This window comes from Myxococcus sp. CA051A, assembly GCF_013336705.1.
Taxonomy (GTDB): domain Bacteria; phylum Myxococcota; class Myxococcia; order Myxococcales; family Myxococcaceae; genus Myxococcus; species Myxococcus llanfairpwllgwyngyllgogerychwyrndrobwllllantysiliogogogochensis.
Window position 1 is genome coordinate 658,129 of the sequence record NZ_JABUMS010000002.1, and the last position, 20,938, is coordinate 679,066.

Consider the following 20,938-nt stretch of genomic DNA (forward strand, 5'->3'; position numbering starts at 1 on the left):
TCCCGCGCCTGCTGTGCGGAACTCCTACTTCTTCGCCTTGCGGAAGACGGGCAGCCCCTTGCTGATTCGGTCGAAGAGCGCCCCTTTGTCGAGCCGAGGCTTCTCTTCCTCGTCGTCGTCGTCGTCCGCTTCGTCGTCGTCGGAGTCCTCGTCGTCCGAAGCCTCTTCGTCGTCGTCCAAGTCCTCGTCGTCCGAAGTCTCTTCGTCGTCGTCCGAGTCCTCGTCGTCGTCCGCTTCGTCGTCGTCGGAGTCCCCGTCGTCGTCCGCTTCGTCGTCGTCGTCGTCGGAGTCCTCGTCGTCGACATCATCGGAGTCCCCGTCGTCGATGTCCTCGACTTCGGAGTCCTCCTCGTCCAGTTCCTCCTCGTCCTCCGACTCCTCTTCCTCGGGCTTGTCCGTCTCGCCCTCGAACACCTGGTCGACGAAGATGGCGCGGAGGTCGTCGGCCACGCCATCACCATAGCCCTGGGCGTAGGTGTCGATGTCGAAGTGGTGTTCGGCCTCGACGGTGGCATCGACGGCGTGTTCATCCTCGATGACGACCTTGGCCCGGATGGTGTCCGCGCTCAGGATGTGGTCGTTGTAGTAGCCGAGCACCACGTCCCGCGCCTCGATGTCGCCCCCGACGCTGAACTCTCCATCCGTGTAGAGCGCGTGGCACTTCAGGTCGCCCAGGATGTTCACGAGCGAGTCATTCCCGGCATCCCGCACCACGCCGTGCACGATGACATCCCCCGTCACCGCGAACGGCTTCTGGATATCCAGGTCGCCGTCCACCTCCAGGTCGCCGTGGTGGAAGAAGGCGCGCTTCAGCGTCAGCGGGCCCTTCAGCCGGACCGTCCGCTCCTCCACGCCGAGCACATCACTCACGGCCTCCAGCTTGTCCAACGCATCGCTTGGGTCCCCGAAGCTGTGCAGCCCCGTGGCCAGCTCCTGCGCCGAACTCACCGCGTGCTTGAAGGAGAGTTTCTTGCCCTCCAGGGCCTTCGTCAGCGCGGCCTCGTCGATGGGGAAGGGCGCGAACGGGTCCGTGGGGTCGTGCTGGATGGGAACGCTCGCCTTGCCTCCGGCGGCCTCCAGCGCGTTGATGGCCGCGACGAAGCCCGGCGTGCGCTTGTTGTGGGCCACCCACACCTCCTCCTTGGTGCGCAGCCCCACGCCCAGCGGCGTGCGCCCCAACCCGTCGATGGCATTCACGTCGGCGCCACGCTCGAGCAGCAGCTTCACGAGCTCCGGCTTGCCCACGCCCATCGCGCGGTGAAGCGGCGTCTGTCCCGAATCGTCCCGCACGTTGACGGTCGCGCCCGCGTCGAGGACTTCTCGATAGAGCGCCTCGGTCGACAGTCTGAACGCGCCGCCGCTCCTGTCCGTCACCTCCGAGGGCACCTTGCCGCCCGCGGCGCGCAGCACCCGGATGATCTCCAGCGCCCGGTCCTCGCTGGCCTTGTCCGGCTCGTAGCTGACGGCGTGTATCAACGGCGTCTGCTGATGGGCGTCGCGCGCGTTCACGTCCGCGCCCGCCTCGATGAGCGCGCGCACCACGTCGACGCTGGGGAGCGGCTCGCCCTTCGTGTAGGGCGACTGCACGGCGAGATGCAGGGCCGTCTGGCTGTACTTGTTGCCGGCATTCACGTCAGCGCCTTCGGCCACGGCCTTCTTCACGGCCTCCGGGGTCAGCTCGTTCTTCCAGCGGGACTTGGCCTCGCAGAGCGAGAGCAGCGCCTGGGTCGCGTCACTGTTCGACTTGGCCGACATTTCATCCTCGGAGGTGGAAAGCGGCGCGAGTGTCAGTGAACGCCCGAGCACTGTCACTCGTAATCCCGGAAGGGGTTCGTCGGGCATCCTCTTCACTCGCGGCATGCCTGGGGCCGTCTGTCAGCGGGTTTTCCAGTAATCGATAATTTCAGGGCCTGACTCGCCTGCCTGGCGGCCCCGATTGTCGTCGGGGTGGAGGGAGATCAGCGGGCGAGGTGGGGGTGGCGCTATGGTGGGAGGCGCATGTCCTCTCAAGACCTCGCTACGAGGCTCGCCCGCACGACGCTCGAGCTGTGCCGCATCTCCAGCCCCATCACCCACGAAGGCCCCATCGCCGACTTCGTCGAGCGCTGGGCGCTCCAGCACTTCCCCGCGAGGGAGGTCTTCCGGGTAGGGCACACGTTGCTGCTGGGTCGCCTGGACGACCCACGGCCCACGGTGGCGCTCATCGGCCACCTGGACACCGTGCCCGCGCACCCCAGTGACGTGGGGCGGGAGCCTCGCATCGAGGGTGAGCGCATCTTCGGCCTGGGCGCTTCGGACATGAAGGGCGGGCTCGCGGTGATGATGGCGCTGGCGGAGGACCTGCGCCGCGACACGTTGCCCGTGAATCTCGCGTTCCTCTTCTATGAGCGCGAGGAGGGCGCCTACGCGGAGAGTGGCCTCATCCCCCTCTTCGCGAAGCGTCCGGACCTGGCGGGCGTGAAGTTCGGCATCGCCATGGAGCCCACCGACAGCGAGGTGCAGGTGGGCTGCGTCGGCTCCATGCAGGTGACGGTGCGCTTCACCGGACGCAGCGCGCACTCGGCGCGGCCGTGGCAGGGGGAGAACGCCATCCACAAGGCGGGGCCGTTCCTCACGGAGCTGCTGGCCCGTCAGCGCGTGGAGGTGGATGTGGATGGCTTCCGCTTCTACGAGGTCATCAACGCCACGCTCGCCAAGGGCGGCCGCGCGCGGAACGTCATCCCGGAGGCGTTCGAGCTGAACCTCAACTACCGCTTCGCGCCGGGCAAGAGCATCGAGCAGGCGAAGGCGGACGTGCATGCGCTCGTCGCGGGCCGCGCGGAGGTGGACATCACCGACGCCTCGCCCAGCGGGCCCGTCGTCGCTGGCAACCCCTTGTTCCAGAAGCTGCTCGCCATCACCGGGCTGCCCGCCGCGTCCAAGCAGGCGTGGACGGACGTGGCCCGCTTCGGCGAGTGGGGCGTGGACGCCATCAACTACGGCCCCGGTGAGACGGCGCAGGCGCATCAGGCCAACGAGAGCGCGCCCATCGCTCCCCTGGCCGTGGCGTACGAGAAGCTGGCCGCGTTCCTCAAGGGCTGAGGGACGGACTCCGCGAGGGGCGCGGGAGGACTCGAGTCCACCGCGCCCTCTTGAGGGCTCTTCCCGAGGGTCGATGATGTCGTTTTGAACCCTCCCGGTGTCTGAAGGTTCATCACGTCGCATCCATCATGAAGCAGTGGTCTCGGTTCCTTGGCGCAGGGTGTTTTCCGAGCGAGGACGGCTTTACGGGAGACACCGTGACTGTCTAGGTTCCCTGTGAAAAATCCAGCGAGACGAGCCTCGTTATCGCTGGCTCATCAAGGATGCACGGTGAACCTCTTCCTCGCGCGTTTCACTCTTGGCTGTCTGTTGTTGGCTCCCCTTCTCGCGTGCGATTCCAGCGCGGAGGATGACACCCCGGGGGGCGGCGACTCGGCCGTGACGGGTGTCTGGAATCGCTTTGGTAGCGAGTTTGGCTATCACACGGATGTGGCCTACGGCGGCATCGCGGGGCAGTCCTCGGACCGGGTGTACATGTGTGAGCTGCCCGGCTCGCCCTCGGCGGGGCTCTACAAGGGGCGGCTCATCAGCCCTCGGATGATTCGCTGGGACTCCGAGCACAACCTGCCCGACTACGAGGTCGTATTCGAGGACCAGACGATGCGCTTCCGGCCGCAGAACGGCAGCAACACGTTCCTGGGCCAGTATCAGAAGGGGAGCTGGACGGCCGGGGCGTGTGATTTGACGCTGGAGAACGGGCAGCTCGTCGACAACTCGGCCACCGCCCATCTGCGCTTCAACAACAGCGGAGAACTCAAAATCAACAGCGTGACGATTGGCGGCGAAGCCATTCCCATCCACGCGACGGAGACGTGCAGCGTCACCACGCTCATCCCGTCCGGGTCGGGAAACAACGGCACGCTCACCGTGTCCATCAACTACAGCGGCGTAGGGGTGGAAGGGCCTTACCGTCGGACCCAGAACCACACCCTCTACCGCTCGGACTTCAAGCCGGGCTGCAACAAGCTGGAGGCCGAGTTTGCCTGTGGGGCGCTGGCTGTCTGCGTCTACGTGGTGCCGTAGGCCCGCGCGCGGACGTGTCACTCGGGGGCCGTTCGCGCCGCCGCGCGTCCCTTCCTGGGGGCCTGCTAGAGTCAGGCCCTCGTGGTCGGACTGAAAGACATCACCGGGCCGCACCCCGTGTCCTCCGCCGAGGAGGCCCGCACGTTCCGTTCGCGTTGGCTCGGGCCCGCGTTGGTGTTGGCCGGGTACACGGTGCTCGCGCTCATCTACGGTGCGCAGCTCTCCGTCTACAAGGCGTCCATTGGCGCGCCCCCCGTCTTCGGCGAGACGCTGCTCACGGGGGCCATCGTCTGGGGGGGCTGGGCGGCGTTGACGCCGTTCATCCTCGCCGTGGCCCGCCGGGTGCGAGGCACGGGGCGCCCCTGGCCTGTCCAGCTCGCGTTGCACCTGCCCCCCGCGGTCTTCTTCGCCACGGCGCACCTGGCGCTCCTGGCGGGGCTGCGTCAGCTCCTGCTCCAGCCCGCCGGAGGCGGTGGGGCCGCCGCGTGGACCTACTTCACCTGGCTCCTGTCGAAGACCACGGACTTCGACCTGCTTATCTACCTCTCCGTAGTGGGGCTCGATGCGACCCTGCGCTACGCGCGACAGGTGCGTGAGGAGGCCGTTCGCGCCTCGGGGCTCCAGGCTCAGCTCGCGCAGGCGCAGCTCCACCTCTTGCGCAGCCAGTTGAGGCCCCACTTCCTGTTCAACACCCTGCACGCCATCTCCACCCTCATGCACCGCGACGTGGACGCGGCGGACCGCATGGTGGGCCAGCTCAGTGAGCTGCTGCGCGCCAGCCTGGAGCGCGACGGTCGCCACGAGGTGCCGCTCTCCGAGGAGCTGGACCTGCTCGCGCCCTATCTGGACATCGAACGCACCCGCTTCTCCGACCGGCTCCAGGTGGATGTGGAGGTGGCGCCCGATGTGCACGACGCCCTGGTTCCGCCCCTGGTGCTCCAGCCCCTGGTGGAGAACGCCATCCGTCATGGCATCGCTCCCCGTCGGGGGCCCGGCCGGGTCTGGGTCCGCGTCCAGCGGGCCGGGGACCGACTGTCACTGGAGGTTCGAGACGACGGCGTCGGGCCGCCCGCGGAGGGGCTCTCCGGGCTGAGCGAGGGAATCGGACTGGGTTCGACCCGCGCCCGGTTGGAGCGGCTCTACGGTGTCTCTCAGTCGCTGACGTGCGAGGCCAACGCGCCCCGAGGCTTCGTCGTCTCGCTCTCGCTGCCCTTCCGGAGCGCCCGGGCATGACGGTCCGCACGCTCATCGTCGACGACGAACCCCTGGCCCGGGAGCGCTTGCGCACGCTCCTGGCTTCGGAGCCGGACCTTCATCCGGTGTCCGAGTGTTGCGACGGGCACGAGGCCCTGGAGGTCATGGCCCGCGAGCGGCCCGCGCTCGTCTTCCTGGACGTGGAGATGCCGGAGCGCGACGGATTCGGTGTGCTGGCCGAAGCGGCGCTGACGCCTCCGCCCGTCATCGTCTTCGTGACGGCCTGGCCTCAGCACGCGCTGCGGGCCTTCGATGCCGCCGCGGTGGACTACCTGCTCAAGCCGTTCACGGTGGAGCGCTTCCGGCGCACGCTGGTCCGGGTGCGCGAGCGACTGGCCGCGCCTCCTGGGGACTTGCGTCAGCAGCTCCAGCGCTTGTTCCAGGAGCTGCGCCCGGAGCCCGTGGCCGTGCCCACCGAGCGACTGGTGGTGAAGACGGGGAGCCGGACGCTGCTCGTCCCAGTGGAGGACCTGGACTGGGTGGAGTCCGCAGGCAACTACGTCACGTTGCATGTCGGCGCGGAGGCGCACCTCTTGCGCGAGACGATGGCGGAGCTGGAGGCGCGGTTGCCGCCGCGTCGGTTCGCTCGGGTCCACCGCTCGGCGCTCGTGAACGTGGAGCGCATCGTCTCGCTGTCGCCCACGCTGTCGGGCGACCACCGGCTGGTGCTGCGCGACGGGCAGGAGCTGACGTTGAGTCGCACGTACCGGGCCCGGCTGGAGCAGGTGCTCGGCCATCCCCTGTGACGTGTGCCTCCCCGCACTCCAAGCTGCTTCGCCTTCAGGCTTCTTCGGGCGAGCTGCTCGACTCCCCGTGAGCCGGGAGCGGCTCTTCCGTGGCGTCGAGAATCGCCAGGGCGAGCGGTTTCGCTTCACGGTTCAGGTTGATGGCGGACACCGCTCGAATGCGCTGGATGGACGCGCGGTCTCCGAGCAGGGCGAGGCTCAGGGCGGCCAGCGCATACTCATGATGTGAGTTCGTCGCGGCGAAGAACCTCTCGTCGAAGACGCGATGCAGCGTGGGGACCCCGCCGCGCTCTCCCGCGAGGGCACCCCTGACCGCGGCCGCGAGCTGCTCGTAGCCACTGGATGGGTTGCTCTCCTCGGGAGTCGCCGGTTCCCAGTGGGGCACCTGCTCCAGGAGGATGGCGCGAGCGCGCTCGATGAGTCTCTGCTTCTCCTCGGGAGTCATGGCGCTCGGGAGGCTAGACGCACGCACGCGCCTGCGCCATCGCCCGTGAGGCGTCGTGACTCGTCCTCGTCCGGCTTCGGCTCGTCCCTCGATTCCGCGTCTCATCCCATCCGTGCCCCACCGGACAGCTCCGTTCTTAGTCTTCCTCGCGCTGGGAGGCCGGTCGCCTCCCCATGGAGGACGTCATGAGGCCTGTCGTGTGTGTGGGATTGGCTGCGCTCGTTACCGCCTGCGCCGCCGGGAAGTCGGCGCGTGGGAGCGGAGACCCCGTCACCCTGGAAGAGGGGCGACGGTTCACGGAGGCGGCCGTCACCGTCATGCAGGCATATGACCTGGAGAGCCGCTTCCAGGAGGCCGCGGCGCTGGGCCGGTTCGCCAGTGAGCGGGCTCGACTCCTGAAGGACCCGGGCGGTGAGGCCCGCCTCCAGGTGGAGTTGGGACGCGTCCTGTCCCGCCAGCTCCGTCATGAGCCTGGGATGGATGCGGCCCAGGTCCTCGACTTGCTGCGTCGAGCGCGGAGGCTCGCGGAGGACTCGGGGGATGCGCGCGCGCGGGTCGCCGCGCTCGATGCCGAGGGCATGTTCCACTACTTCGACAAGCTGCTGGCGGGGAAGGGCGAGTGGGCGCCCATCGTCGCCCTCTTCGAGCAGTCACGGGACCTGGCCGAGTCCTCCGGGGACACGCGCGGACACATCGTGGCGCTCTTCCACCTGGGCCTCACCCAGCAGTTCCAGGAGGACTTCACGGGCGCCAGGTCGACCTTCGAGCACTCCCTGGCGCTCTCCCGCGCCTCGCGAGACGCGTTGATGGAGTCCTACAACCTGCGGCACCTCGCGGGGCTGGCCGAGGACCGGGGGGAGCTTCAGCTGGCCCTGGAGCAGTTCGAGGAGTCGCTGCGCCTGAGGGAGCAGGTGGGCTTTCGCACCGGAGAGCTGTTCGCGCTCGTGACGGTGGCCCAGGTCCGCTCCCGAATCGAGCCCAAGGGCACCTCCGCGCTGGAGCCCGCGAGAAAGGCGCTGGCGCTGGCGCTCGAGCTGAAGGACCCGTCGGGAGAGCGCGAGGCCCGGGCCGTCCTGGGCCGCATCCACCTGCGCCGCGAGGACGCCACCTCCGCGCTTCCCTTCCTGGAGCAGTCCCTCTCCAACGCGGAGTCCCACGAGGACTGGCTTTCGACGGTGGACCTGCTGCTGGATTTGACGCGGGCCCACGCGCTGCGTGGCGAGCGAGCGCGAGTGGAGGAGCGACTGGGACGGGCGCGCGCGGTGGCGACGGACCATGGACTGAAGGCGTCGCTCGCGCAGGTGGAGAAGGTCGAACGCGAGCTGGCTCGCGCACCGTGATGCGTGAAGGCTGACGCGCCATTCGTCCGCTGTCGTTCATCTTCCCGAGGGGATGGCTCTCATCGCGTGCGCATCGGCGTACGCTGTGGTTCGTAATTCACGCGGTTCCCCTTTCTGGAGGAGATGGAATGACTCACGAGACCGTCAATTCGCAAATCACCGATGCCTTGGCGCCCGCGGACCTGGGTGGGACCTCAGACTCGTCGTCCGTGACGCGCAAGTCGCCCGCGCGGCGGCGTCGGGCCACGAAGAAGGCCGCTGGCCGCACCGGTGCTCGTGCGAAGAAGACCACCTCGCGCCGTGCCTCCGCGAAGCGGGGCAGGACCGCCGCGCGCAAGTCGACGACGCGCAAGTCGACGACGCGCAAGACGGCCAAGCGGAAGACGGCCGTCCGGGGCACGCGCAAGGGCGCTGCCCGCAAGGCCACCACGCGCCGGACGGCGGCCGCGGGACGCACCGCGCGCAAGAGCCCGGCCCGTCGCACCACCACCCGTACCACCGCGCGCAAGGGCGCCCGGAAGACCACCCGCCGGACGACGCGCCGCTAGTTCGCGACGCGAAAGCAAGCGGGGACCCCTCGCAAGAGACGGGTCCCCGCTGCCGCGCTCAGCGCTTCAGGTGAGGCCGAGGACCCTTCAAGAAGGTCCCCACGGGCCTCCTCCCTGCGCTCAGCGCTTCATGCGAAGCAGGAACAAATCACTCCGCGCGGGCGACCGACGGCCCGTGCCGAAGTCGGATTCGCGGTCCGTGTGGCCGAACAGCAGGGCATCGCCGTCCGGGAGCACTTGCACGAAGCGGATGTCCTCCAGCCCATACAGCTCGCCTCGGGGGCGGGGCGGGTCGGACAGGTACAGGCGCAACCCGAGCGACGCGCCATCCGGTCCGTAGCGCAGCGCCAGGGGCTGCGCCGAGCCGAGCCCGTCCGGCCCTGACGCGCCATCCACGATGAGCGAGTAGGTGAACCCGGCGACGACGACTCCGCCCGTGGGCTCCACGCCCAGCGCTCCCGCCTGGAGTCCATCCCCCAGGTTGCGGCTCCAGCGCTCCTTGCCCGTGGCATCCGCCGACACGAGGAACGGGCTGGCCCGGTACACATGTCCGTGGAGCTTCGTCGTGCCCCAGGACACCGTGCCCAGGAAGGAGCCCAGCGCCATCACCGTGCCCTGACTGTCCACGCCCACGTCGCTCATGGTGCCGCTGGCCTGGGCGAGCGGCCTTGCCCACACCAGGACTCCGGTCGCCTGGTACACGGCGACGAACGGGCTGCCGTCCTTCGACGACTCCGTGCGCTGGGTGCCGAAGCGGGCCGCGCCCAGGTAGCGCCCACCCACCACGAGCCTGTCATTCGCGCCGCGCGCCAGGGTGGTCACCGTCACCCGCGAGTCCGAGCCCTCCGCCCGGCCGATGGACAGCGCCTGCTCGGGCTTGCCGTCCAGCGAGTACGTCACCACCACCGCGCCGGAGCCCACCACGCCCCCGCCGAAGTCCGTCGGGCCGGAGGTGTTGAACGCCACCATCGGCCGTCCCTGGGCATCCAGCACCAGGTCCGCCACGGTGGCATCCCTGCCTGGAACGGTGGCGGACCAGAGGACATTGCCCGCCGCGTCCAGGCGGACGAGGAAGGCGCCGTTGCCCAGCTCCAGCGGCTCGAAGTCCACGAGCCCCCGGGCATCCACCGCCACGAAGAGCCCCCCGTCGGGCGCGGGGGCGACGCGTGCATTCACGTCCGCGCGCAGCGACTCGGGCGTCTCCGCCACGCGCACCGCGAAGCTGCGCGTCCACCGCATCTCTCCCGTCGGGATGCGCCGCGCGAGCGTCAGCCGCACCGTGTTGTCCGTGGGCTGACGCTCCTGGAGGTCATCCAGCTCGTACAAGGCCACGGTGAGGATGTCGCCATTCGCATCCACCGCCGCGCCGAGCGCCAGGTCATCCTGCGCGGTGCCCTCGCGCGCCAGCCACAGCGTGCTTCCCGGTGTCGCCGGGGGTGGCGGAGGCGGTGGCTCTATCGGCGGTGGGCCGCCCGCATCCGGAGCGCCCGCGTCCGGAGTCTCCCCGGGAGGCGGCGTCCCCGCGTCATCTTCCTCCGAAGGCGTCTCCTGCGCGGGACAGTCGCTTCGCGACTCGTTCGGACAATCCGGAGGCGTGTCGGCCTCCGCGTCGTCACAACCTGTCAGCAGCCCCGCCCAGCCCACCGCTGTCGCGAACGCGACAGTCCGCAACCATCGCCGCCCCTGGTGCATGAAGCCCCCTCCCGCCCCTCGGAGGTTCTCCATGCTGGTAGGTGCCAGCAATACCGTGTGCGACGTTTGCCCGCCCGCCCGCTCCGAAGCGCGCGACGCATCACCCGCGAGGCGTCCGTGTGCCTCGCCTGCGCACCGGACCTCTCCTGTGAGGGAGGCGCGCTTCCCAGCCCGGGCAACGCGCACCTCGCTCCTTGGGCTTCAGCGCCAGAAGCCCACGGACAGGCCGACGTTGGTGTAGCGGCTCGCCAGGTCGAACGAGGTGCTGATGGACCAGTCCTCCCAATAGCGCAGGATGAAGACCTCGAAGCCGCCGGTGAGGTGGGGGCGGGGCGGCCGACCGTCGAAGGGCGAGGGCTCCGCGTACACGCCCGCTCGCAGCCGAATCATCCCCGGCACCGTGTCGTGCTCCACGCCCAGTCGGGGGGCGAACTCGGAGCCGTGGCCCACGCGCTCCTCCTCCGCCGTCGACGCGAAGCTGCGCAGCGGCACCGCGTTGTCCACGCCGGACAGGAGGTCCACCTGCGCGCTGATGAGCCACCGTCCCGCCGGAGCATCCTTGGGTTCCTCTTCCGGCACTGGCAGCGCGTCCCCTTCGATGACGAGCTGACGTCGGGCGGCGGGAGACAGGCGGTTGTAACGCTCCGCGCCCTCGCCCAGTCGCCAGCTCGCGCCCACCGACAGCACCGCCGGGGACACCACCGCGCCGAACAGCGTCCGGTCCGCCAGCACCGGCGCCTGGCCTTCCTCTCGCCTCCAGTCCGCGACGACCTCCGGCCGCACCGTTACACCCATGCGCCAGGGACGGCCATGCGGGCGGTACAACATGTCCACCGCCACGCCCGTGTCGCCGTAGCGCAGCTCCGTCCCGCCGGATTGCAGCCGGAAGGACGCCTGCGCCGCGTAGATGCCCAGCGCGAGGATGAAGTCGTCCTGTCCGAAAGACACCGCTCCGGCCAGCACCGACTGCGTCAGCGACACGCGGATGCGCTCGCTGTCCCCGGCGCAGGCCTCCGTCGCGCAGTAGGAGACGGCGCTGTTGCGCAGCGCGAAGCCGATGCCGAAGCGCTTGTACTGCAACAGCAGTCCGCCCAGCAGTTGTCGCCGGTCCTGCGACTCGTCCGGACGCCCGTCGTTGTCCACGTCGCGCGCGCGTCCGCTGGTGAACGGCAGGTCCAGCCAGGACAGCGTGACGCCCAAGTCCCAGTCCTTCTCCAGCGCGGGGCCCCGGTGGGCCAGCGCCGCCAGGTTGCTGGGGAACCCCGCCGCGCCCTCGGCGATGCCCACGTAGGCGCCGCCCAGCGCGACCACGCGCGCCGAGCCCAGGAGCGCGCCGGGATTGAAATACAGCCGCTCCGGACGCGGCTGGGTGGGCTCCTCGTCTTGCGCCCAGGCCGCGGGCGCGAGGCCCAGCACCGCGCATCCGCCGAGCGCGCGAAGCCATCCGTTCCACCGCGTCGAGCTGCCCATCCTGGAGTCCATCACGTTGTTGGAGGCACTCACCGCGAAGTGCCTCACCGAGCCCGCACCACCTCGGCGAAGAGCCGGTCGGCGTCCGCGGCCAGCGCGGTGTCGCGGAACGTGAGGCCCCCGGCGTCGTGCGTGACGAGCGCCAGCGTCACCTTGCGCCACCGGATGTCGATGTCCGGGTGGTGGTCCGCCTTCTCCGCCGCCTGGGCCACCTTCTCCACGAAGGCGATGCCCGCGAGGAAGGAGGGTGCCTCGTACGTGCGGCGAATCATCCCGCCCTCATGCTTCCAGTCGGGATGCTGGGTGAGGAAGGACTGGAGCGCCTCGGGAGCGAGCAGGGTGCGGTCGTGGGCCATGATGACCTCCTTCATATCCGCTCTCGCGCCCGAGGGAAGCCATCCGAATGGCGACGTCAGGGGCTGGACGTCCACGGGTGGATGCGCAGGTCGGTGAGCCCGTCCAGGTTCACCGTCCAGGTGAAATGGTCCGAGACGCGTGTAATGCCGGTGTTCGTTCCCGGGCCGGGCAACAACACGAGCAACAGCGCGTTGCGCTCCGCGTCCCAGCGCGGGGTGGCGGCCGGTCCGGTGCTTCCGAAGGAGGTGATGACGGGCAGGGCGGGGCCCGCGCGCAGCTCCGGCACGGAGACGGAGAGCCCGTCACCCAGGGCCAGCACGCCTTCCTCCACGAGGCCGCGCTCCGCTGTCACCAGGTGGCGATGCAGGACGCTGGTGAACCCTCGCGGGGTGGAGGTCACTTCTCGCGTCCACAGCACGCCGTCGCCATGGCCCAGTGGCTCACCGGCGAGGACCTGGCAGGGCTGGCCCGACACGGGGACATAGTGGTCCTGCGCGTCGAGCTGGAAGGGGCAGGCCCGCGTGCGCGCGAGGAAGGTCACCGGCTCCTGGAAGCGGCTCACCAGCCACAGCGTCGGACCCACGCGCATGGCGATGACCTGCGTGGAGTCCGAGCCGAAGGCCAGCCCGGGCTGCTCGGTCCACTTGGACGTCCGGGCGACGCTGAGCCCCAGCTCCTCGGTGAAGGTGTAGCGGTACAGGGTGGTGGCATCCAGCACCAGGTACTCGTTCTCCGTGGCGAGGCGGGTGTGGGGGGAGACGTCCGTCGCCATGCTGGTGGGGTAGAGCGCGCTGCCGGCGCGCACCAGGGGCCCCTCGCCTGTGTCGACGAAGCGGCGCACCTGACCCTCGACCATCGTCCACACCACGTTCCCCACCACGGCCGTCGAAGGGCGGTGGTCCCTTCCCACCGTCTGCTCCGGGAACCCCGACCCCCGATGGGCCCGGCCGTCACACACCCAGGTGCCGCTGCTCGTGCGGTCCAGGTGCTGGCACTGGGGCACGCCGGAGAGCCGCGCCACGGAGGGGCGCTGGCGCTCGTCCTCCGCCACGTACACGTCGAACTGGCTCAGGCTGCCCACCGGCGCGAAGGCGACGATGACGTGGTAGCGGCCCGTCATCGTCGGCGTGAAGCGGAGCGTGGCCCCCCAACCGGAGGTCAGCTCCACCGTGGCCTGCACGGGGAGGTTGTCGGGGTCCTGGACCTCGGCGGTGACGGACTCGGGGAAGCTGCCCTCGTCGAGGGCGCAGTTCATGTTCGGGTTGGCGGTGACGCGCAGGCTCGCTTCCTGGCCCACCGGCACGAGCACCAACGGCGGAATCGGGCCGATGGGGTCGCCGCTGATACACGACTCCGGCGGCACATCGCCCGGGCAGCCCGTACCGACAACCAGGGCGAGCATGGCGGCGAGCAGCGGGCCTGTGCGCGCCCCCCGGCTCATGCGCGCTCCACCGCGCGCTTCCACTTGCCCAGGTGACGCTCGCGCAGGTCGGCCTTCATCTTCGGCTTGAAGACCTTGTCCGCCTTCCACGCGCGGCGGATGGCTTCCGGACTGTCCCAGACGCCCGCGCCCAGGCCGCCGAGGAACGCCGCGCCCAGGCTGGTGGTCTCGAGGTTCTTTGGGCGCACCACCGGCACGCCGAGCAGGTCCGCCTGGTACTGCATGAGCAGGTTGTTGGCCGCCGCGCCGCCGTCCGCCTTGAAGACGGGGATGTTCCGGCCGCTGTCGCGACGCATGGCCTCCGCGAGGTCGTGAATCTGCAGGGCGATGCCTTCCAGCACCGCGCGAGCCATGTGGGCCACCGTGGTGGAGCGGTCCATTCCGGCGAACAGGCCGCGCGCCTCGGGGCGCCAGTGGGGTGCGCCCAGGCCCGCCAGCGCGGGGACGAAGACGACGTCGCCGGTGTCCTTCACGCTGGCGGCGAGCGCTTCGATATCCGGCGCGCGCTTGATGATCTTGAGGCCGTCGCGCATCCACTGCACCGCGGCGCCCGCGATGAAGCTGCTGCCCTCCAGCGCGTACGTGGTGGAGCCCGTGCCGCCCAGCCGCCACGCTACCGTGGTGAGCAGGCCCGCCGACGAGCGCACCGGCTCCGTGCCCGTGTTCATCAAGAGGAACGCGCCGGTGCCGTACGTGCACTTGGACTCGCCGGGCTCGAAGCACGCCTGACCGAAGAGGGCGGCCTGCTGGTCTCCCGCCATGCCCGCGACGGGGACGCCGTCCGGCAGGCTGCGCATGCCGCGCGTGGTGCCGTAGACCTCCGCTGAGCCGCGAATCTGGGGCAGGCACGCGGCCGGTATCTTCAGGAGCGCGCGCATCTCGTCGCTCCACTGCAAGGTCTTCAGGTCCATCAACAGCGTCCGGCTGGCATTGGACACGTCGGTGACGTGGGTGGTGCCGCCGGTGAGCTTGTAGACGAGCCATGTGTCGATGGTGCCGAAGCACACGTCCCCGCGCTCCGCCTTGGCGCGTGCGCCTTTGACGTGCTCGAAGAGCCAGTGGAGCTTGGTGCCGGAGAAGTACGGGTCCACGACGAGGCCCGTCGTCTCTCGCACGCGCGGCTCCACGCCGCGCTCCTTGAGCTGGCGACACAGCTCCGAGGTGCGCCGGTCCTGCCAGACGATGGCGCGGTGCAGGGGCTTGCCGGAGTCGCGAGCCCACAGGCCCGTCGTCTCGCGCTGGTTGGTGATGCCCACCGCGGAGATGTCCCGGCCCACCAGCCCCGCGTCCTTCAGCGCGCGGCCGATGCACCACTCGCTGGTGGCCCAGATTTCATCCAAGTCATGCTCCACCCAGGACGGCTTGGGGAAGTGTTGGGTGAACTCCTTGTAGGAGCGGCCCACCACCTTGAGCTTCGAGTCGAGGATTGGGACGTGGGTGCCAGTGGTGCCCTGGTCAAGGGCCAGGACGTACTTCGCCTTCGGCATGGGGTGGGTCCTCCCAACGATGGACGGCGCGTTGGGAGGGACCCTACTCCACGTCAACGGCCGGTGTAGATGCCGATGGAGCCCGGACGGGTGATGTTGTTCGCACCATCACGTGTCGCCCCGAAGGCCACCAGCACCACGCGCGCGTCGCCCGTGCCCGCCACCTGGATATCCCAGACGGGCTGGCCGGCCAGGCCCCCCAGGACCTTGTTATGGGTGATGAAGGTGCCCTCGGTGTGCAGGCGCATCAGGCCCCTGCCCCAGCGGTGTCCAATCCACAGGCTGCCGTCGCGCGAATCCCGCTCCAGTGAGGACACGAAGCGCTCCGCGTCACCCGTCAGCGCCTGGTCCACCACCAGCCCCGCGTCGCTCAGCTTCGCCATGCCCCACGCGAAGCTGGACACCCAGACGGTGCCATCCGGCATCAGCGCGAGGTCGCTCACCACGTCGTCCTTGCGCTGTGCGGGCGTGGGTGGAATGGGTTCGGCGACGGCGTCGGGCCAGATGTCGATGCGGTTGGCCTTGTGTTTCTTCTCCTCGGACTGCTTGCGCGCCGCCTCGAAGTTCCAGGGCGCGCCGGTGCCCACGTGGCCCACGCCGTTGGTCATGATGCGGAAGCGCGAGCTGCGGATGGCCGTGCCCATCCACACGTCGCCGTCCGGACGCACCGCCACGCCCCAGACATCTCCCGCGAGCCGGCTGTCCTCGTCCGTCTCGTCCGTGCCGTGCATCTGGATGGCGGGGTGGACGTGCTCCATGACGCCGAACTTGCAACGCTGGCGCAGCTCGCGGTCCACCTCGTTGCCCTGGGCGTCATGAGTGACATAGGCCCACTCGTTGACGGCGCGGACCTGGGCGCTGGCACAGGCCTCGCCGCCCTGGTAGTTCGCCTCGCCCCACGCGAGGCCATGGTTGGCGGCGAACCACAGGCCCTGGGTCGCCTTGTCCCAGACGATGCGGTTCACCGTGCAGAGCTTCTCGCGGTGGCCGTAGCCGGGCACCGAGTGCGCCGGCGAGTGGATGTCATAGTGGGCGACGGACAAGGTGCCATCGGCCTTCAGCTCCACGCGGTCCGCGTCGCCGCTCTTGTAGATGGCGGGGTCCTCGGGCTGGCCAGGGGGCTTGTAGAACTCGTTCTCGCAGTTGGGGCGGCCCTGGTAGCCGACGAAGACGACGCCCGAGGGGCCGCCTGTCACCGCGGTCACCTTGAGGTAGCGGTTCTCCGGCAGCGGGTCCTTGCCCTTCCACGCGGCCCAGGGATGAAGGCCGTCCGCCATCGTGAAGCACTGGAAGGTGTTCGCACCGGGGCGCACCAGACACAGGCCGTCCTCGCCGCCCGCGACCCAGATGTTTCCGCCCTCGTCCTGGGTGACGCCCAGCACCTCGCGCGGTCCGCCCTGCGCGGAGCCTAGGAAACGCCAGCCGCTCGCATCCGGAGGGATGGGAGGGCCGCTGGCCGGGCCCGCGTCGGGCGCTCCGGCATCCGGTGGGCCCGCGTCGGGTGTGCCCGCGTCGTCCGGGAGGCCCGCGTCGGGAGGCTCGCCGGCATCGGGCACTCCGGCGTCATCGTCGACGGGAGGTGCGCCCGCGTCGGGTTGTCCGTCCTGGTCCTCGATGGGAGGAGTCCGCGTCTCCGCGCCTTCCTTGCAGCCGGCGAGCAAGAGCGCGCCCAGCAATCCCAGCCACCATCCGCTTCGTCCATGCCCGCACATGCTTGTCCCGCCTCCGACGTCCTTGGGCGAACGTCCCCCGAGCGCCGGTGGCTCACAGGCAAGTCAGGTGCCAGCCGCGTGGAGGCCGGGATGGGGTGCAGCGCGGGATTGACTGGGTGACGCGAGGTGCGTGAGGAAGCGTCGCGCTGCCCACGGGAGGAAATGCGCGGCCTGGCACTGGAGGTCGGGAACGGCGTCACGTGGTGAGCAGCGCGACGCGAACGGAGCCCGTCGACAGGGCGGATGCGCCTGTCTTCATGGTCGACGTGCCGGAACCTCTGGCGGATTCGAACAAATGGATGGCCGATGCGCGAAAGCGCGCCAGACGTCATGCGCGCATGTTTCGCCTCGCTCGCTGGGGCCCCTGGAGGTCCCGGCATTCCAACGCGAGGACGATGACCATGGGCTTCACGATGAACTCGACGGTGCTGACGCTGGGAGCGCTGCTGGTGCTGGGGTGCGCGGGGACGAAGGCGAACCTGGGCGACTCCGAGGTGGCGCGCTACACGAGTGACGCGAACGGCTTCGACACGCACTCGTTCTTCTATGACACGGGTGCGGAGGTGGTGGTCTTCGACGCGCAGTTCACCGAGGCGGAGGCGAACCGGGTGCTGGAGCACATCCGCTCACGGACCGACCACCCCATCCGCTACGTGGTCATCACGCATCCGAACCCCGACAAGTTCAACGGCGCGGCGGTGTTCCAGCGCGCGGGCGCGAAGGTGGTGGCGAGCGAGGCCACCGCCGCCGCGATTCCCGCCGTGCACGCGTACAAGAAGTACTTCTGGGTGAACGTGGCGAAGGCCTTCACCGAGGAGACCTATCCGGCGCAGGCCACGGTGGATGTCACGTTCCAGGGGACCTACTCGCTGCCACTGGAGGGCGGCGCGAAGGTGGAGCTGACGGAGCTGAAGCACGCGGGTGTCACGGTGACGCAGACGGTGGCGTACGTGCCGGGACGTGAGGCGCTCATCGTCGGAGACCTGGTGCACCACGGCGCGCATGCGTGGCTGGAGGGTGGGGTGCGTGACGGCAAGGTGGTGCCGGACGTGGAGGCGTGGAAGGCGGCGCTGCAGGAGCTGTCCGCTTGGCCGCGCGCCACGGTGTACGGAGGACGCGGGACGTCAGCGCCCGTGGCGGAGGCGATTGCCGCGCAGCAGCGCTACCTGGATGGAATGGTGACGGTGGTGACGACGTACGCGGCGGAGCTGGGCGGGCGCAAGGCGGAGCTGTGCGGTGACGCGGCGGCGCCCCACCACGCGGAGCTGGAGAAGCGCGCGGCGGCGGCCTTCCCGGAGTACGCGCTGCCGTACATGGTGCGCTACGGCGTGTACGGACTGGTCCACCGCGTCGCTTGCGGCGGGTGAGTTTCATTCGGGCCAAGGCTTCACAGGCCGCCGCGAGAACGGCGGCCCGTGCTCAGAAGAACGCTAGAAACCGAAGCCCACGGCGACCGAGGTCACGATGTCGCCCGACAGAGGGTCCCGCGCCAGCTCGATGCCGACCGCCGGAATGGCCACTTCGCGGACATAGGCGCGAACGCCCACGCCGGGGGAGACGTACTTGAGCAGTGAGTTCCTCCACTCCACCCGGCCCACATCCACGAAGGCATGCGCGGTGAGGGTCAGCATGCTGGGGCTCCAGAGTGGCACCTGGTACTCCAGCGTCGCGGAGGTCGCCATCTCCGCCCACAGTGTTCCAGCGGCGAAGCCCCGGCTCCCCGTGCGGCCGCCCAGGAGCTGCGCGTCCAGGAACGCGTCTCCTCGCGTCTGTCCGTGCTGGGCCGTCAAGGTCAGCGCATGGTTGCCAAAGACAGGCAGCGTGTAGCTCGCGAAGAGCGACACCTGACGCATTTCGCGAGAAGAACCCAGGAAGCCCAAGCCCTCACGGTAGAGCGCCCGGGCCACCAGCCCCTCGTTGAAATAGAAGTGGAAGTCCTGGCCCAGGTACTCGGCCGAGACGCTCACCCCGTGCACCTCTCCCCGCTGGGGTGTCTCCGGGCCCTCCGGCAAGGCCAGGGGCTTGTTGATGAGGGAGAACCAACCCGCGCCGACATTCAGCTCCGGCGTTACCTGGTAGCCGAGCGTCCCCGCGATGTCGAAGCGCCTGTCCGTGTACGTATCCCTGATGACATCCCGGACGTGGCGCTCCCGGTCCGTCTTGGCGAACTGGAACGAGAGGAGGCCCGTCCACGGGCTGCCTCCGATGCTCGGGTCCCGGTACATGGAGAACAGGGTGCCGCCCCGGTTGCCCCACATGCCTCCGCCCACCAGCGTCTTGCGCAGCCCGAAGAGGTTGCTCTCGACGGCGAAGACGCCGGCCTGCCATTGCCCCTTTCCCGAGGAGAAGACGGGGATGGGCAGCAGCGTCCAGCGCTCCTCCACCGTGATTTGGAGTCCGACGCCTTCGCCCTCGGGGCGTGTCAGCACCTCCACGCTCTTGAAGAGCTGCAGGTTGAGCAGCCGTCGCTTCAGCTCGGCGGCGTCCCCGGTGGTGAGCATGTCCCCCGGAGCCATGCGCATGGCCCGGAGGATGACGGACTCCTGGGTGCGGGTGTTGCCCTGGATGTCGATGTGCTCGATGCGCCCCGTCAGCGTCGCGGGTGGTGGCGCCGAGGCTTCAATCGTCACTTCTCCAGCGACTGGCAAGGGGCTCGGTGTGGGCGCTGTGTCTTGCGCCCAGGCCGTGCACGTGAGTCCGACCGCGTGCAGCACCACGAGTCGGCGGACCTGGGTCAGTGACGTGTTCATGACGGATGCGTTCTTCATGGCGTTCAAGGCTCCGGCGCCAGCGAGTTGCCGGTGGGGTCGAAGAGTCCCGTTGCTCGGGCCAGGGCCAGGCGTGACAACTGCACGTTGAGCGCCTCTGTCACGGCGGACATCTGCGCGCTCGCGAGCGTCGCGTTGACGTCCGTCACCTGGAGGTACGTCGTGGCGCCCGCGTCGAAGCTCTGCTTCGCGAGTCGAGCGCTTTCCCACGCGAGCTTCACCCGCTCCTCGGCCGTACTGAGGTTGACCTCCGCGCTCTCCAGTTCGCTGCGCGCCTTGCGCACCTCATCGCGAATCTTCTCCTCGGTGCCGCGCAGGTTGGCGCTCGCCTCGGCGATTTTTCCAGAGGACTCCCGCAGGTTGGCCTCGCGCAGTCCGCCGTCGAACAGGTTCCACGACAGGGCCAGCCCCGCTGTCCACGTGGACGCGACGCCGGTGAGGCCGGCGGTGTTGCTCGTCGAGACGTTGCCCGTGGCATGCAGGTTGGGGAGGTACTCGAAGAGCACCTGCTTGCGCCCGCCGCGCGCCAGGTCCACGTTGAGGCGCGCCGCCGAGGCATCCGGCCGCCGGTCGAGGGCCGTCTTCTCGGCGGACGCCACATCCCCTGTCTCCGAGGGGAGTGGCACGGCCGTCTCCTGGGGGGGCGCCACGTCGAAGTCCACCGGCCGAGCGAGGAGTGCGGCGAGGGAACTCTTCGCCGTCGCATAGGCGTTGCGGCTGCGCACCACCTCCTGCTCGGCCTGCTTTCGGTCCAGCGTCGCGCGCAGCAGCGCCAGCCGCTCCACGTCGCCCACCTCGAAGCGGTTCTGTGCGTCGCGCTCGAAGCCGCGACGAACCTCCAGGAGCTGCTCCTGCACCGCCATGGCCTCCCGCAGGCTCGCGGCGCCGAGATAGGCCTGGGCCACCGAGAAGAGAATCTCGCGTCGCGAGTTCTCCGCCGTCAGCCCCGCCACCTTCTCGCCCAGGTAGGCATTCTTGATGGCGGGCCACAGCGTGGGGACAATCAGGGCCTGCCGCGCGGAGATTTGACCGGAGAGCTGATCCTGCTTCTGCAGGGTGACGGGGTCCGGAGCACCCGGGAGCGCGAACGTCAGCTCCTTCGGATTGCGGATGTACGAGCCGCTCGCGGTGACGCTGGGGAGGTAGCCGGACCAGGCCTTGTTGCCCAGCTCCTTGGATTGCTGGAGCCGCGCGCGTGCGGCGTCGAGGCTGGGGCTCTGCTTCTCCGCGAGGGCGATGGCCTCCTGGAGGGTGAGCAGCGGGAGCGCGGTCGCCTTCGTGCCAGACGTGGGCATCGGCACGGCGGAGTCGCTGGAGGCCGCATCCCGCATGGGCGTGTCGGTGGCGGCGGGGGCCGACTGGGAGGTGGGCGTGCGTCCGGGAGTGGCGGAGACGCTGGGGGTCTGCGTCAGCAGGACGCTGGTGAGGAACGCGTGGAGGAGCATGGTGAAGACCGAGGTGGGTGCGTCAGGGAAGCGAGGGCACACGAGGTGCGTCGCGGTCGCTTGAAAGGACCGGAGCGTCGACCTCGCGAGTCAGGTGGAAGAGGCGGAACCGGGCATGTGGCTCCCGGT

17 protein-coding genes are annotated in these 20,938 nt (G+C 69.6%); 7 read left to right on the forward strand and 10 right to left on the reverse strand.

What is annotated here, in order from left to right; all coding sequences use genetic code 11:
- Positions 1-24 precede the first annotated feature (24 nt).
- Entirely contained in the window at positions 25-1,755 is a 1,731-nt protein-coding gene (locus HUA74_RS08130) for an ankyrin repeat domain-containing protein (RefSeq protein ID WP_174454058.1), read from the reverse strand.
- A gap of 243 nt (positions 1,756-1,998) precedes the next feature.
- Between HUA74_RS08130 and dapE the strand changes: the two genes are divergently transcribed.
- The 4 genes from dapE (at position 1,999) to HUA74_RS08150 (ending at position 6,104) form a co-directional block, all read left to right on the forward strand.
- Positions 1,999-3,081, forward strand: a complete 1,083-nt coding sequence (dapE, locus tag HUA74_RS08135; protein WP_141641333.1) for a succinyl-diaminopimelate desuccinylase — start codon at positions 1,999-2,001, stop codon at positions 3,079-3,081.
- Positions 3,082-3,351: 270 nt separating this feature from the next.
- A complete protein-coding gene (locus HUA74_RS08140) occupies positions 3,352-4,104 on the forward strand; it encodes a hypothetical protein (RefSeq protein WP_174454059.1) in 753 nt (250 codons plus the stop codon).
- 81 nt (positions 4,105-4,185) lie between these two features.
- The gene (locus HUA74_RS08145) at positions 4,186-5,337 is read left to right on the forward strand and encodes a sensor histidine kinase (RefSeq protein WP_371817211.1); all 1,152 of its coding nucleotides are present in this window, start codon (positions 4,186-4,188) and stop codon (positions 5,335-5,337) included.
- Positions 5,334-6,104, forward strand: a complete 771-nt coding sequence (locus HUA74_RS08150) for a LytTR family DNA-binding domain-containing protein (protein ID WP_141641330.1) — start codon at positions 5,334-5,336, stop codon at positions 6,102-6,104. Before HUA74_RS08145 ends, HUA74_RS08150 begins: the two co-directional genes overlap by 4 nt.
- A gap of 34 nt (positions 6,105-6,138) precedes the next feature.
- Here HUA74_RS08150 and HUA74_RS08155 read toward each other — a convergent pair whose 3' ends face one another.
- A complete protein-coding gene (locus HUA74_RS08155) occupies positions 6,139-6,549 on the reverse strand; it encodes a hypothetical protein (RefSeq protein ID WP_174454060.1) in 411 nt (136 codons plus the stop codon).
- 185 nt (positions 6,550-6,734) lie between these two features.
- On the opposite strand from HUA74_RS08155, the gene HUA74_RS08160 reads away from it, so the two are divergent.
- Together HUA74_RS08160 and HUA74_RS08165 are read left to right on the forward strand one after the other, a co-directional pair.
- Positions 6,735-7,889 (forward strand): hypothetical protein, encoded by a 1,155-nt coding sequence (locus HUA74_RS08160; RefSeq protein WP_174454061.1) that lies wholly within the window; start codon positions 6,735-6,737, stop codon positions 7,887-7,889.
- A 128-nt stretch (positions 7,890-8,017) separates the two neighbouring features.
- Entirely contained in the window at positions 8,018-8,437 is a 420-nt protein-coding gene (locus tag HUA74_RS08165) for a cell envelope biogenesis protein TolA (protein ID WP_141641327.1), read from the forward strand.
- A gap of 120 nt (positions 8,438-8,557) precedes the next feature.
- Here the strand turns inward: HUA74_RS08165 and HUA74_RS08170 are convergent, their stop codons facing one another.
- From HUA74_RS08170 to HUA74_RS08195, 6 genes are all read right to left on the reverse strand, one after another.
- Positions 8,558-10,108 carry a hypothetical protein gene (locus tag HUA74_RS08170; RefSeq protein WP_254624969.1) on the reverse strand — a complete coding sequence of 517 codons (1,551 nt, stop codon included), beginning with the start codon at positions 10,106-10,108 and terminating at the stop codon, positions 8,558-8,560.
- Positions 10,109-10,330: 222 nt separating this feature from the next.
- Positions 10,331-11,599: a hypothetical protein gene (locus HUA74_RS08175; protein ID WP_174454367.1), complete on the reverse strand. Its 1,269-nt coding sequence runs from the start codon at positions 11,597-11,599 to the stop codon at positions 10,331-10,333.
- Between the two features lie 44 nt (positions 11,600-11,643).
- Positions 11,644-11,955: a 4a-hydroxytetrahydrobiopterin dehydratase gene (locus HUA74_RS08180; RefSeq protein ID WP_141641325.1), complete on the reverse strand. Its 312-nt coding sequence runs from the start codon at positions 11,953-11,955 to the stop codon at positions 11,644-11,646.
- 56 nt (positions 11,956-12,011) lie between these two features.
- Complete coding sequence (locus HUA74_RS08185) at positions 12,012-13,397, reverse strand: hypothetical protein (RefSeq protein ID WP_174454063.1); 1,386 nt, start codon at positions 13,395-13,397, stop codon at positions 12,012-12,014.
- The gene (glpK, locus tag HUA74_RS08190) at positions 13,394-14,884 is read right to left on the reverse strand and encodes a glycerol kinase GlpK (protein ID WP_174454064.1); all 1,491 of its coding nucleotides are present in this window, start codon (positions 14,882-14,884) and stop codon (positions 13,394-13,396) included. The genes HUA74_RS08185 and glpK overlap by 4 nt, the downstream gene beginning before the upstream one ends.
- Positions 14,885-14,937: 53 nt before the next feature.
- Positions 14,938-16,596 (reverse strand): hypothetical protein, encoded by a 1,659-nt coding sequence (locus HUA74_RS08195; protein WP_174454065.1) that lies wholly within the window; start codon positions 16,594-16,596, stop codon positions 14,938-14,940.
- A 401-nt stretch (positions 16,597-16,997) separates the two neighbouring features.
- On the opposite strand from HUA74_RS08195, the gene HUA74_RS08200 reads away from it, so the two are divergent.
- Positions 16,998-17,963, forward strand: a complete 966-nt coding sequence (locus HUA74_RS08200; RefSeq protein ID WP_174454066.1) for an MBL fold metallo-hydrolase — start codon at positions 16,998-17,000, stop codon at positions 17,961-17,963.
- A 63-nt stretch (positions 17,964-18,026) separates the two neighbouring features.
- On the opposite strand, the gene HUA74_RS08205 is transcribed toward HUA74_RS08200, so the two are convergent.
- Both HUA74_RS08205 and HUA74_RS08210 read right to left on the reverse strand, forming a co-directional pair.
- Positions 18,027-19,364, reverse strand: a complete 1,338-nt coding sequence (locus HUA74_RS08205; RefSeq protein ID WP_254624970.1) for a POTRA domain-containing protein — start codon at positions 19,362-19,364, stop codon at positions 18,027-18,029.
- A 5-nt stretch (positions 19,365-19,369) separates the two neighbouring features.
- On the reverse strand, positions 19,370-20,809 hold the full coding sequence (locus tag HUA74_RS08210; RefSeq protein WP_174454067.1) for a TolC family protein: 1,440 nt from the start codon (positions 20,807-20,809) through the stop codon (positions 19,370-19,372).
- Positions 20,810-20,938 lie beyond the last annotated feature (129 nt).

What these genes read in the sequence shown, in the direction of transcription:
- HUA74_RS08130 (WP_174454058.1), bottom strand. Translation starts at nt 1,755, where the DNA reads ATGTCGGCCAAGTCGAACAGTGACGCGACCCAGGCGCTGCTCTCGCTC.
- dapE (WP_141641333.1), top strand. Translation starts at nt 1,999, where the DNA reads ATGTCCTCTCAAGACCTCGCTACGAGGCTCGCCCGCACGACGCTCGAG.
- HUA74_RS08150 (WP_141641330.1), top strand. Translation starts at nt 5,334, where the DNA reads ATGACGGTCCGCACGCTCATCGTCGACGACGAACCCCTGGCCCGGGAG.
- HUA74_RS08155 (WP_174454060.1), bottom strand. Translation starts at nt 6,549, where the DNA reads ATGACTCCCGAGGAGAAGCAGAGACTCATCGAGCGCGCTCGCGCCATC.
- HUA74_RS08160 (WP_174454061.1), top strand. Translation starts at nt 6,735, where the DNA reads ATGAGGCCTGTCGTGTGTGTGGGATTGGCTGCGCTCGTTACCGCCTGC.
- HUA74_RS08165 (WP_141641327.1), top strand. Translation starts at nt 8,018, where the DNA reads ATGACTCACGAGACCGTCAATTCGCAAATCACCGATGCCTTGGCGCCC.
- HUA74_RS08175 (WP_174454367.1), bottom strand. Translation starts at nt 11,599, where the DNA reads ATGGGCAGCTCGACGCGGTGGAACGGATGGCTTCGCGCGCTCGGCGGA.
- HUA74_RS08180 (WP_141641325.1), bottom strand. Translation starts at nt 11,955, where the DNA reads ATGGCCCACGACCGCACCCTGCTCGCTCCCGAGGCGCTCCAGTCCTTC.
- HUA74_RS08185 (WP_174454063.1), bottom strand. Translation starts at nt 13,397, where the DNA reads ATGAGCCGGGGGGCGCGCACAGGCCCGCTGCTCGCCGCCATGCTCGCC.
- glpK (WP_174454064.1), bottom strand. Translation starts at nt 14,884, where the DNA reads ATGCCGAAGGCGAAGTACGTCCTGGCCCTTGACCAGGGCACCACTGGC.
- HUA74_RS08195 (WP_174454065.1), bottom strand. Translation starts at nt 16,596, where the DNA reads ATGTGCGGGCATGGACGAAGCGGATGGTGGCTGGGATTGCTGGGCGCG.
- HUA74_RS08200 (WP_174454066.1), top strand. Translation starts at nt 16,998, where the DNA reads ATGGGCTTCACGATGAACTCGACGGTGCTGACGCTGGGAGCGCTGCTG.
- HUA74_RS08205 (WP_254624970.1), bottom strand. Translation starts at nt 19,364, where the DNA reads ATGAAGAACGCATCCGTCATGAACACGTCACTGACCCAGGTCCGCCGA.
- HUA74_RS08210 (WP_174454067.1), bottom strand. Translation starts at nt 20,809, where the DNA reads ATGCTCCTCCACGCGTTCCTCACCAGCGTCCTGCTGACGCAGACCCCC.